Here is a 12,295-nt window from a genome sequence, read left to right as displayed (position 1 = left end):
TCTAGTTTTAGGTACTTACTTATTCAAGGAAAGAAAATGGCACCTTTAAATACTAAGAGTAAACCCAAAACCTTAGACGAGTACTCAACGCTCTCCGGGGAGACTGACCGCCTGCAGCAAAATGAACACGAATTTGAGATGCTGTTGTACGGCATCTACGGTGAGATAGGCAGCCTACTATCAGCTATTAAAAAGGTGAAACGAGATACCCTAAGTCCAAAAGAGGCTCATATATCAGGTGAGGAGCTCGGAGATGCACTTTGGTACTTATTTGCGTTAGCCCGGGCGTTTGAAATACCGCCATCAACCATCGGGAATAAATGCCTGGAAATTCTCGGCGGCAGAAAAAATGGAACTCCAACATTTAGAGTAATACACGCTCAAATCGAGGCCGACCCCGCGAAACATGACATAAACGACAGATCATCTGTAATCAAAAAGATGATTGCGTCTGTAAACAAAATCATGGAAATCAAACCATCAACGCAAGCTAATGATAGGGAAGACATTTTAGCTGAAGCGCTTTCTAAATTGGCAATCACCTCTGCGAGTTTGGATCTAACGATTGAGGACGTGGCTGAAGAAAACCTCACAAAAAATGCAAGCCGCTGGCCCTCAGAAAAGGACAGAAATTACATCCCTTTGTTTGATGAGTCATCCCCTGAGAACGAGAGATTTTCACGTAGTTTCGAAATGGTGTTTGAAGAACGAACTGTCAACAACAAAGTATATTGTTTCATTACGATGAATGGGGTCAATATTGGTGATCGACTCACAGATAACAACCACCAAAAAGATGACTATAAATTTCATGATGTCTTCCATCTTGCCTATCTTACCCATTTAGGTTGGTCGCCTGTTCTGAGAGCTTTACTTAAGGTTAAACGAAAGTCCAACCCGGCGACTGATGAAAATGAGGATGGAGCAAGGGCTATAATCATTGAAGAAGGGATATCCACATGGATATTCAACCATGCTCGAGATGGTGAAAATAACTTTTACGACAATGTTGAAGTTGGGAAATTGGAATATTCACTCTTGAAGCAAGTCGCAAATTTAGTAAAAGGTTGTGAGGTTGAAAAATGTCCATTGTGGCAATGGGAAATGGCCATTTTAGATGGTTTTAAAATGTATCGTTCGCTGGTCCAGCACAGAGCAGGAACAATTAAGGTTGATCTGAACAATAGAACTATAACTTTTACAAAACACGGGCAGCCCATATGAACATCGATAGCTTCGTTACTGATATTTCTTCGGTACAACTGACAAACGTCTTCAACCCATACGCAGATCAATGTGATCAGTATGACGAGGTCGATGCTGCTGTAATAAGAAGAAATAATTTAAGAGAGTTCATCAGAGTATCAGCTCTTCTCGGTATTGAAACAATGTGGATGGGTAGAGATTTGGGGTACAGAGGTGGTCGTAGAACGGGTCTAGCACTTACGGATGAGAGACACTTAACTTCCTTTTGCGAAGTCTATCCAGGTAGTGTCATCAAGAAATCCACTACTGGGCCGTCGATTAAAGAAAGAACAGCTGACGAAATTTGGAGCTTGCTACCTAAACTAAATTTGCCTCCACTGCTGTGGAATGTGTTTCCTTTTCATCCATACGAAGCAGGGAACCAATTTTCAAACAGGAAATTTACGGCAAAGGAGTTAAGTGTTGCAGAAGAAATCAATGCAATCTTAATTAAGGGGCTTGGTATAAAACGTATAATTGCCATTGGCAATGATGCCGCAGTATATGCATCTAGGTTTGGTATTAGTGTGGAAAAGGTTCGGCACCCCAGTTATGGAGGAGTAAATGAATTTAGGAGCGGGATTAAAGAACTTTACGCCATTAAAATGCAATAACTAAACAGGTAAAGGTGGCTGTAGCAGTTCTTGTATGTGTTTGACGCCACCTAAAGCACGTGGATCAAGCTTAGCTAGTGTTGAAACACATGTTAATCGTCCAGACTCAATATGGCTTTCTCGTGCAACATAGTTCAATAGCTGCGCCAGTCCAACTAGATTACCAAGAGCTTTAGACGCATAGTAATGGGATCTATACACTGCTGTCATATCCAGTTTTTGTGAAGACACTTTAAACGATATGTGACTTAAGCACGGCATATTCATAAACGTATTACCAAATCTTAACGGCTCATAAATCGCGATTTCGCTACCTTCCACTAAGTAGTCATTTTCGATGTCCAAAATAGAAACCTCGTGCGCGGCTTTATATTTACGTTGCTCCGTCAACTTTCTTATTGTTAATTCCAACTGGTTTATTGGTGAACCGTTTTTCCCCCGGCCGATTTTAGTCATCCTCTCAAAATAAGTACCCCATGTACCCTTCTCCTTTGCTCTATCAAAGCATTGGTGAAATTTATTATAAAAAGCTGGACGCCCATATCGGTCATATAAGTTCTGAGGGAAAATCGTATTTGCTACCGTTGATATTGATTTTGAACTATCAACGGCATTAATTTTTCTACTTACCGTATCTATAGTTAACTTCGCGGATGCGCTTAATTTACAAGGGTTGGAAACATCTAATATGATGTTGTTAGACTCTTTCTTGGGTTGTTTATTTAAATACTCTACAGCCCGAAGCCATGCACTCACAATTCCATCTTCGCAAATCAGAAACGCCATTTTCTATATCCCTATGACACCTGCCAGATGTCTACACAAATAAGTATACGAAACCCAGGAATGACCGTTTTCACCCCATTCGGTACCCCAACTATTTCTTATGTAAAAGTATTGCTCATTGCTCTTGGCCATCTTGCCGTGTCCAACAACCAGGACTGCATGAAGTCCCGGATAGACATTCTCAGGCTTCGGTTCATCAACCACAACCCCGCCTTCCGGACTCATAAATTTCTGAGTTAGGGATATGATAATGATGATAGGTTTTCCAACAACTATTGCATCAATAACATCATTTACATCACCCACCCCATAATGGCAATCTACTTTTTTTAACTCTCCAAACGACGGAGGTTCCATTAAAGGTTTGCTTTGGTCATTGAGATCATAAGGGTAGCTTACCTCAGCAGGCTGACCAGCTTCTCTTGCAGCTTTCATAACGGCGTTACACGTAAAGGGTTGCTCAATTTTCCAGCCAACCATATTTCGAGCTGCGTGGAAACACAAATATTCCACACTTAAGTATGCACTTAATGAATTTGCGAACATATTAATGTCAGAGATTGAAAATGCTAAACAAGTTGGCCGCGCTCCCTGATCTCTTGCATAGCCAAAACTTTTCGAAAGATTATTTACAACATTAATCATTTTTTTGAGAGATCCTTTCACATTTTCTATCTTTCGACGATTTTTCTAAACCCGGATAAAAAGAATGAAACTCTGTTTTGTATATTTTTTTATTTGTAACACTTCCACTTCTTTGAAATATGCGGTCTTCATACACTGAAAACTCAAACAACTCTCCGACATTTGGATGTTGGTTTGTTTTTATCCTCATAAGGACATCTTCACCTTCACCAACAGCTGAATCTTCGTTAAAGTGGTTTTTTCTACTTTCGTCGAAAGGAATCAGCAACGGCTCTATTTGAAAACCGGCATCAACACTGCATTCCAAACTCCAAATGAATCCAGAGCTACTTTTATTCTTTAATTTTGCCAAAATGACATCATCAATTTTTGGCTCTATAACAAAATGCTTATCTTGATCATCAACAAGCCAAATGTCTCCTTTAACACTGAAGCCATCTGTAGAGTACCCAGAAATGATTCTTTGCTTTATTGATGCGGGAGAAGTTTTTAGTAAAGACTCTTTGACGGAGTATTGGGTAATTATCTTCTGACGAACTAAGGCGAGGACTGTTGCCGTGTAACTAATGCCTAAACGAAGAGACAACTGATAAATGTGTTCTGCATTATTTAAATCAGAAACACCCCATCCTTTGATGTTAGATATATATGGAATTAACCAAGAAGGCGTTAGTAAAGAATATGCAAAAGTATCAGCGAGCCTTTCAATCTCTAATGCAGAGGGAGAATAATCTATTTCGAAGTCAAAAGCGGCTTCATGGCCTAGGAAAAAATGACCTAACTCATGAGCACATGTCATAGTTATTAAACCGGCTGGCCTTTCAGAGTTTATCAGTATTCCCGGCACAGAATCGTTTAGAAAAGCCCCCAACAGCTTGTCCAAAGGCCTCAATAAAACCTCTACTCCACGCGTCGCAGCAATATAGAAAGGATTGATCCTTGTCCTATTATTCTTATGAAGAGCATTTTTGAGATCCATCTCAATAATCAATTCAGAAGCTTTTCTTACCGCTGTAGCAGTACTTCTATCCACGATTCAACGACTTCCTTTATTTGAGTTTTGTAGATAACTCGCAAACCGGTTCACTTCCTCAAAATCTTTCGCTGACAAACCGACCTTGGATCTTGCTAAGAATTGAGCCTTTGAAGATATATCCCCGCCATTAAAAAGCCACTCTTTACTCAGTCCATAAAACGCTAAAAGTCTATCCAGATCAGCTTCGCTTACCTCAGCTGAAGCAGCTTCAATCTGTCGAAGCAAACAATCATCGATACCTATGATTTGAGCTATTTCGTCGACCGAATATCCAAGATATTCACGGCCATCCTTGAGTCTCTGTGAAACATGCTTATTCATGGTCAATACTCACTAGAAAACACATAACCTGATCAGACAGATTATTAACGAATTCTTCTTTCGTTGTGTAACCACCATTTTTTATAACCGAATCAGGTGTATGGACGCCCAAAAATGCGTCCAATTCAGCTAAGATTTCCACAGCGGAAAACGAGTCAAGCGGAACAATCACTGACTCAATACCAACCTCTCCCTGTTGAGACGTGTCGCCAACCAAAGCTCGCTCATCCCAGAATGCTGACAGCATGTCTTCAATCTGTTTTTTCAGTTTATCCATGACATAACCACTGTATAAAAACACACTATCCAAGTGTGTTCTAGATCCTTATATAAGTCAAGGATCTGTGTATAGGCTGTATAAATACAAGGTACATGAGCGTTCATTCAATTGCAAAGATATCTACTGTTAAATATAACTATGTCATAGCTCCGAGCCTGTAAACAAAAACCTTACCCCGTGATTTAGACGTTTAACCCATCGACCGAAATAGTGTTCTTTCGAGCTTGGATGCTTTACGCGAAATACTTTAAGACAATGTTTATCAAAAACATTAGTTGGCCAGCTAAGCGAACGCTTTAGTAGTAGACCTAATGCCAGTTTGACAAATTCGTTTTCAAAAAACTCATCTCTAAGGCTAAATATTCTCGTGGATATCTGCCTTTTGTTATCCGATGTATCAACTTCCAAGACATATCTAACCTGCTCTCCAACCACAAATTTTGCCAGTAGATAACAGCGTTCTGTTCCGTCAGCCATAAGGTGAAGGTGACAACGCTTTACCTCTGGGAGAGGTTTTACAACCAGGCTGATAAGTTCTAAATCCGGTTCGTTTGCCAACTGTTTGATTAAGTCGATAAACACTTTAAAGCGGTCTTTGAATCGCTCGGTATCATTATCCGACTCTTGTAATGCGTCAAAATCAGCAGCTTTGCCCTGTCCGCCCTCTACATCATCTTTGGTGCCAACAACCTGCTGAGTATTACTAGAGTCGTCATCGTCCTGATTCGGTTTACCATAACCAGAAGATCTCTCGCCAGCGTACTTCACCTTCGTCTGAATTGGATGGTTTATCTGCAAACCTTCCGAGAGCAAATCCAGCAAAATCTTGGTCGTATCTGTCGAAGGCTCAAGCTCGGTATCTATTAAAAGATTTTCTCCTCCTTGGCCGCCAAAGCCACCGCCCTTGCTACCTGGAGTGCGTACATGATTTTTTAGTTTCGGGTGGCTAAAAAGGGTTTCACCCAATACCGTATTTGGTAATACCTTGATGGAATTGATTTCCCAAACCAACAACTCATTTTTTTCTTCGTTGAAAACGCCATGAACATCCATATCCAAGCCTGACAAACCTGCTGGCGGAATGAAATTAAACGCCCATCTGCAATAACCATTAGCAATGAACTGTTCTTGGTTGAGGCATTGCCATATTGAGTTAAAGGACTGACGAATATCCTTGTTTAATAACAGCCAGGATAAAAACGACCGATAGACAGGTTGACGGATAAACTCAACAGGAGCTCCGTTTGCATCAAGGGTTTCAATAAGATAAGTGGTATCAAACTCCCAGCTTTTCACGTTGAACATCAGATCAAGAGCATTGGGCTGGTAAGCTGCCCGGACCAAAAAGCCTGCGTGGAAAAACAACTTTCTGGCTAATTCCAGCTTGGGCAACCAGACCTTTAAACCATCTGACCGGAATAGAAAACAACGCTGATTTGCGACTTCTTTCGTGCCTGATAACTTCTTAGATAATCGCTGAAAGCTGCTAAGTCTGGCTTCTTGCCACTGTTCTACAGGCGGCAGTTTTAATGCTTTCCGATACCCACCAGAGGTAAACAAGTGCTCGTTCTGAGTAAAAGTGCGGCCAAGGCCCATTAAGCACATCGCCTCCAGATCGAAGTTGTCGCTGTGGCTTGTACCGTCTTCTTTGTTGAAGTATGCAGAAAAATGCCAGAAATCAGACGGGACATCTCTGCGGAATTGATTACCCAAACCAACTAATCGGGCATTAACCGGAATTTTCTTAATGAGCTTTTTCTGCATTGATTTACAAGACTTCCCTTTCTAACAATTCCATAAACTTCAATGTCAGCGGTCGAGTACGGCCAGTGGCTAATCCACACAACCGCTCTAATTCCCAGCACAGATGGCTTTGATTATTCTGACGATCCAACAAAACCTGATAGGTTAATCGCCGTATTTGAAATTCAGCAACAGTCTCACTGTACCTATTTAAGAAGGATTGGCAAAGGGGTAACTTTGATAAATGTTTTTCAGCGGTCGATGATCTCGTGAGCTGCTTTAAAAACCAATTCCGGCTCTGCCTTGGCGTTTTAAGCTCCAAATCCCTTAACGCCAACACCTGATACAACTGGCGTAAATAGCGCCTATCTCTGGCATGCCAGTTTGTATTGCTGTGATTTGTCCTCTTTAAATACCAGCCCTTGTTAGTCTCTAGCAACCAGGTTCGGTCATGTCGATACAATCTGGCATACAAGGCTTTGTTATACAGAATTCTTGCTTGCTTTACGCTAAGACCAGATTGCAACAACTGAAGCCAGCGATCACGGTCAGCCTGATTAATTGGCCCTTCCGTTACCACTTTTTGTGAGTTGCTGGCCGATTCAGGGAATGAGTGCACGCAAGCCAGTACCTGAGATATTGAGAGTTGAGGTTTCAGTACCTGCCAAACCAGTAAATGCTGCAGGTAGCTAAAAGACTTCCGGTGTTTGCGAAACATAGCTAATAACCAGGAACTGGGGCCCACAGGCACAAGGTTCAGTGGCACTAAAAATGAATTCGGCCAGTAACTCCTGAAGTTGCTGTGAAGCTCAGTACCTGAAACCTGCATCCCATTTTGCATACCGGCTTCAGCAGCCAGTTCTCGATAGAACAACGTCCATTGGTGATATGTAGGGCTCTGGTTTTCGGTTATGGCCAACAACTCCATAATACTGGAAGAAAGTTGTACCAACTTAGAACTGCGATTTGTGTTTAGAGCGAACTCTTCACAATACTGAGGGCATGCTGCCAAATATTCGTGCCTATGGATAGATCTCAGCGGCAGTATAGAGTCACAAAGCTCGCAACCGTGGATATGGCACACCTGATAACCAGGTACCAGCCAACGCCGTAACCAGGCAAACTCGCCATACTCTTGCTGCAGCTCATTCATACACAAAGGACAATATCGAAAAAACGCTGGTAGCTTTACCGTACCAGCGCTCATACCTATCTCCACATACACAGCAGAGCCGTCACTATTGACCAGCAAATCTGTCAGGTGTTGCTTACGGCTTTCGGGAATAAAAGAGGCATACAGCGGGAACAGGGTTCTTTGGTAGAGAAGTTGTTTAGCGTTTAGCTGCTGTACATGCTGGAGACTGTTACACAACAACTGCAGTTGAGCTGGTAAGTCTGGTACAGCAATGACGGTGCGTTTTTGGTAGAGAAGATCCAGCAAATGCTTAGGGCTCTCTATCCCCATGTGAACCTTACATCTGGCGAGCACGCTGTACAACAGCTCGTCCGGATAAGGCTTGGGGAAGTAAGCCAGCATAGCTAGCCAGTCCTGTCCCTGACTGATTTAAGGTCGTAAATCAGCCCCTGCTCTTTGAATAGCTGATATACATTGTTTTTATCACTACTGGCGTACAAATAACGTAAATCATTGGTTGGTAATTCCAGCCATTGAGTTCTTTTTATCCGGTTGATTTTTGGTGGTTCTTTACTGACATCTGCGGTGTATTCAGTGACTTTATGCACCAAAGCGGCCACTGACAGCTCAGGATGCTGCCGAACAATCCGATCAACAAGCGGAATAGCAATATCCTCAGGGATGTCCATTTGCAACAACAGCGCAAGCAGCTTCTTGCTCTTATCAGTAGATACTTCTGAGCGAATATTTTCAGGAACTGTCTTTTCCAGTGACGACGTCATGGAGAACATCCGTGCTTCAATATCCGGCATCAGCAGATCATCATACTGCTCTATTGAGCTCGGATCATTGCTGCGAAGCGCGGCTAACATGGGATGAACAGGTTTAAACTCGTCGTCATATACCTGCTTCAGCAACTGAACAGTGATACGTTCCATACCAGTCACAATAGCTCTGACCTGGGCCAACACATAAAGCTTAACTACTATGTCCATGACGCCTTGTGTCAGGTCGTACATTACATTGCCGAGTTCATCAGTGAATGGCTCGGCCTTGCGCAACCACTGGTATTCCCAGAGTTGCTTTAGGAGCAACTGCCACTGCTTGTCTTTGGGTAACCTGTCCCAAAGCAAACTGCCAAACCCTGAAATACGCCGCGCAGCGCGAAAAGTTCGCTGGAAAAACTTACGAGCTCGATGAGTGCCAATCTGGATCACCGGCACACCAATAGTGTTCACCAGGGACACAAAGAAGTTATGCATCTTCTCTGCACCACCCGACCTGGCTTCATTAAGGTTTTGCACCTCATCAATCACCAAAACCCCTAGTGCATGCAGATTTGCGATTTGGCACATGCTGGCCATCAGCCGCTTGGTACCCAGTTTTTTCCGCCCGTGAGAAATACTGTATTGAGTATGCAAAACCCGGTCGACCTCGTTAAAAAAGCTCAGACAGAGTTCATCCAGATCAGCGTCCCCCGGACATTCCACTTTCAGATAGGTCAGTTGAGTTATGTTGTATTCGGGATGGAATATGGCTTGCTTATAGACCGAAAAAATTCGATTGATGGTTTCGGACTTACCGCATCCTGAGCAACCAAATAATGACAAGCTATTTGCACTGGAACGAACCTGGTCAAACACATAAGCATCCAGGTCTTCGTCCTGAACCCGTTTGTATCCATTTTGCAGGTGAAGGTGATAAGCACCCTGCGCAGGATTTCTACTGAGATAGCCCTGGCGCAATATCAGCGATATTTTTTGTTCGAGCTCCAGATGGTGATTCAACGGCTGAAAGAAATGATTCAGTAATCGGGCTATGGTATGAACTCTGAGCCGTCCATCCAGATTTCGCTCTGCAGCATCAAACAAAGGTTTAAGCCGCAGTTTTTCGACTACTTGTTTGACATCATATATTGGCGGCAAAGCAGAAATAAGAGGGTTATCTCGATACTCTGGCAAGCCAGGGTCTATATATTCAGCATGAGGGATGCGGCCTTGCACTGGGTTATTCATTGCCTGTGTCTTCCCCAAAAATCAAATCCGTCATGTCTGGGAAGCGGCAATCTTCATTAGCATTGCTACGAATAGGCACCACTTGTGCTGGCGTACTGGTTTCAGTTCGTTCCGGTCTGAACGCTGACACCTGTCGCTCTACTGATTTTTCTAACTGCTTGTTTTGCCTGATATGCTGCCCCAGTTTTTTAACTCCTGGCCGCTTAATTTCAGTCCGTTTTTCATCGGCTTCAGCCACAATATTTTCAATCTGCTGAATCAACTTCCCTTTAGCTACTGCAGTACTCATCCGCACCTTGGCATCGGTTTTTCGCTCTTCTTTGGTGATAAGCCAAACATCCCAAAATGACAAACCACGAAAACGCCTGCTGCGATCGGTAAGGTCACAAACCCAGTATTCACTTAAATCGGAAGAAGGTCTGATATAGATATGATCTGCTGTTCTTGGATCGTAGGCGACCAATACCTTGTCAGGCCTTTTGGTTCCGGAGCGATGTAACCAGCCGGCTTTAATCAATTCAGGGCAAGTATAGAAACAGTTGAACAAATTGACGCCAAGTTCTGAAACTGTCGCCTCAAAGTGCGGCATCAGGTTAATCTGGACCAACTGCTCTGGCGCAGTGCGAAGCCTGCCAGTCAGATTCGACACACCCCAGCGCCACAATTCGATAGGAATTAAGGGTAAGTCAGTCGGCATATTCTCAGTACGGTCATATCCTTCCAAACCTTTAGCGGTATTGTGGTAAAGCACGCAGGCCAGAATAATTCGGGTGAACTCTGGTAGGTTCAGCGTTGCGTCCTGACGATAATCATGGCCGCCACGTTTCGTACTCATAACCGCTTCAACAACGCCAGGAGTGTAGGGTTTAAATTCGTCCTGAACTGTTTTGAAGGCTCGTTCGACAATGCCTTTAGCGTCACCACGACGGGCAGTAGCGTTTTCAATACGAACTCCAAAAGCCTCAGCAAACTTTTCAACCTTGGTACCGTTTATTTCCCCTTTATCAGCCAGAATGACTGCAGGTAAACCTTTGGTGGGCCAATCCTCTTCTGAGATCTCAATACCAAACCGCTGACAATACGCCACTTTATCCTCAACTATATGAGCAAGCGCAATCATCGCGCTAACCCATGAAGGCCCTTCAAAGCCAATATAGAGGCCAACAACCATCCGGCTGAATACATCCTGCACTATGTAGATCACTGGCCTGCCAACAATCCGGCGGCGGTCATGCTCAGACAAAAGATAAACATCAGCAATGGTGGCATCAATCTGGTACCTGTGGCCCGGGCCAAAGGTTTCTGCTGTCGACGTGCTTTTTAATGGCCTGATATCTTTGGCAAATTTAACCGCTGAATGCTGCTTTTCAACAACCAGCGTTTTGGCATATCGGCTTTGATAGAAGTATCGGAACTGTTCAGGTGTTGGCAGTTCTTCAGGTTGGAGCTCTGGCATCAGTGCGCCAATCAAATTCAACGCACTGGCATAGGCCTGGCTTACGGCCGTATTCTTTTCGATGAGTAATTTGCTGGTAATAACCTGGTGAAATACTCTTTCGATCACAGGTGTAATGTTGGTACCCACACCTGACCGTACAGTCCTTGGCCTGCCCAACTTAGCTTTTTCAGACTGCCGAGGTTTGCCTTTAGCGCCTGAGTTTACGTAATCCGGTAGTAATGCGTTTTTACACATACCACGCTGCCAATAGCGACGAATAAAACGGTTTATCGTCTGGTGAGTGGCACCACTGACGGCCATCATACGTTTTACAGCAGCGCCGCGCTCTCGAGGATAAAACAGGGCAGTATTTTCAATTTCATCTTTGATAATAGACCAGGCATACTCGCGCTTTTGCCTGTCAGTCGAGCCTTCTTCTACGCTGCGTGCAACAAGACTGAAGCAGGGGTCATCAACCCGGGTTATTTCCTGCAGAATTAATAATTGCTCAATACCAGTTACAGCAATCTGCTCTGGCCATGCAGTTTTCGAATACAGATCAATCCAGAATGAAAGCTCGCCATCCAGCCACAACAGCCGGTAGTACAACTCACCACGTTTAAAAACCTGATTAACCGGAAACATAGTTGGCCTCCGTGATCTCCTTTTCAAAGGTAGTAGCGATGAGATTTGCTGCAATTAACTTTCGGTAGGGCAGATTAATATCAAACTGGAAATAACGTCTGGCCAGTAGATGGCGCAACCAAAACAGGGCCTGACCGGATTCCTGGTTATACGCAAGGTCCAACTGCTGAGCTATTTTGATAATTGAGTCGTTTGGTTGTTTATCAAACTGGTTTTGAAACAGTTGGAATTGGTGGTGCAACTCGTCTTCAGCAACCTTTTCGCTTTCTGCAGGATAAAGCCACTGAATATTCATCACCACCTCTTTGCTGATTTCCTTCTCAGTGATGATAGCCCATGGTATCTGTTTATCTTCCCAGTATCGTTTTTCCAGTTGCAGCCGTTCGATCACT

At 43.5% G+C, this 12,295-nt stretch carries 12 protein-coding genes; 2 read left to right on the top strand and 10 right to left on the bottom strand.

Annotation, left to right across the window (positions count from 1 at the left end; translation table 11 throughout):
* Window positions 1–36: 36 nt before the first annotated feature.
* Entirely contained in the window at window positions 37–1,224 is a 1,188-nt protein-coding gene (locus LSG37_RS12285; protein WP_233080149.1) for a nucleoside triphosphate pyrophosphohydrolase family protein, read from the top strand.
* Window positions 1,221–1,859 carry a uracil-DNA glycosylase gene (locus LSG37_RS12280; protein WP_233080148.1) on the top strand — a complete coding sequence of 213 codons (639 nt, stop codon included), beginning with the start codon at window positions 1,221–1,223 and terminating at the stop codon, window positions 1,857–1,859. The genes LSG37_RS12285 and LSG37_RS12280 overlap by 4 nt, the downstream gene beginning before the upstream one ends.
* Here the strand turns inward: LSG37_RS12280 and LSG37_RS12275 are convergent, their stop codons facing one another.
* From LSG37_RS12275 to LSG37_RS12230, 10 genes are all read right to left on the bottom strand, one after another.
* Entirely contained in the window at window positions 1,860–2,645 is a 786-nt protein-coding gene (locus tag LSG37_RS12275; protein ID WP_233080147.1) for a thymidylate synthase family protein, read from the bottom strand. It lies immediately after the preceding gene.
* 3 nt (window positions 2,646–2,648) lie between these two features.
* A complete protein-coding gene (locus LSG37_RS12270; protein WP_233080146.1) occupies window positions 2,649–3,290 on the bottom strand; it encodes a C1 family peptidase in 642 nt (213 codons plus the stop codon).
* Window positions 3,283–4,323 (bottom strand): ImmA/IrrE family metallo-endopeptidase, encoded by a 1,041-nt coding sequence (locus LSG37_RS12265; RefSeq protein ID WP_233080145.1) that lies wholly within the window; start codon window positions 4,321–4,323, stop codon window positions 3,283–3,285. The genes LSG37_RS12270 and LSG37_RS12265 overlap by 8 nt, the downstream gene beginning before the upstream one ends.
* Window positions 4,324–4,326: 3 nt before the next feature.
* On the bottom strand, window positions 4,327–4,647 hold the full coding sequence (locus tag LSG37_RS12260; protein WP_233080144.1) for a helix-turn-helix domain-containing protein: 321 nt from the start codon (window positions 4,645–4,647) through the stop codon (window positions 4,327–4,329).
* Window positions 4,640–4,924: a hypothetical protein gene (locus tag LSG37_RS12255; RefSeq protein WP_233080143.1), complete on the bottom strand. Its 285-nt coding sequence runs from the start codon at window positions 4,922–4,924 to the stop codon at window positions 4,640–4,642. The genes LSG37_RS12260 and LSG37_RS12255 overlap by 8 nt, the downstream gene beginning before the upstream one ends.
* Window positions 4,925–5,068: 144 nt before the next feature.
* On the bottom strand, window positions 5,069–6,691 hold the full coding sequence (locus LSG37_RS12250; RefSeq protein WP_233080142.1) for a Tn7-like element transposition protein TnsE: 1,623 nt from the start codon (window positions 6,689–6,691) through the stop codon (window positions 5,069–5,071).
* A gap of 4 nt (window positions 6,692–6,695) precedes the next feature.
* Window positions 6,696–8,207: a TnsD family Tn7-like transposition protein gene (locus LSG37_RS12245; protein WP_233080141.1), complete on the bottom strand. Its 1,512-nt coding sequence runs from the start codon at window positions 8,205–8,207 to the stop codon at window positions 6,696–6,698.
* A 2-nt stretch (window positions 8,208–8,209) separates the two neighbouring features.
* Window positions 8,210–9,820, bottom strand: a complete 1,611-nt coding sequence (locus tag LSG37_RS12240) for an ATP-binding protein (protein WP_233080140.1) — start codon at window positions 9,818–9,820, stop codon at window positions 8,210–8,212.
* The gene (locus tag LSG37_RS12235; RefSeq protein ID WP_233080139.1) at window positions 9,813–11,903 is read right to left on the bottom strand and encodes a Mu transposase C-terminal domain-containing protein; all 2,091 of its coding nucleotides are present in this window, start codon (window positions 11,901–11,903) and stop codon (window positions 9,813–9,815) included. Before LSG37_RS12235 ends, LSG37_RS12240 begins: the two co-directional genes overlap by 8 nt.
* Window positions 11,890–12,295, bottom strand: a 406-nt coding sequence (locus tag LSG37_RS12230) for a TnsA endonuclease C-terminal domain-containing protein (RefSeq protein WP_233080138.1), incomplete at its 5' end; no start/stop codon positions are given. The genes LSG37_RS12235 and LSG37_RS12230, both read right to left, overlap by 14 nt.

This window comes from Rheinheimera soli (genome assembly GCF_021290985.1).
GTDB classification, from domain to species: Bacteria; Pseudomonadota; Gammaproteobacteria; order Enterobacterales; family Alteromonadaceae; genus Pararheinheimera; species Pararheinheimera soli.
This window is presented reverse-complemented; position numbering and strand designations above follow the sequence as displayed.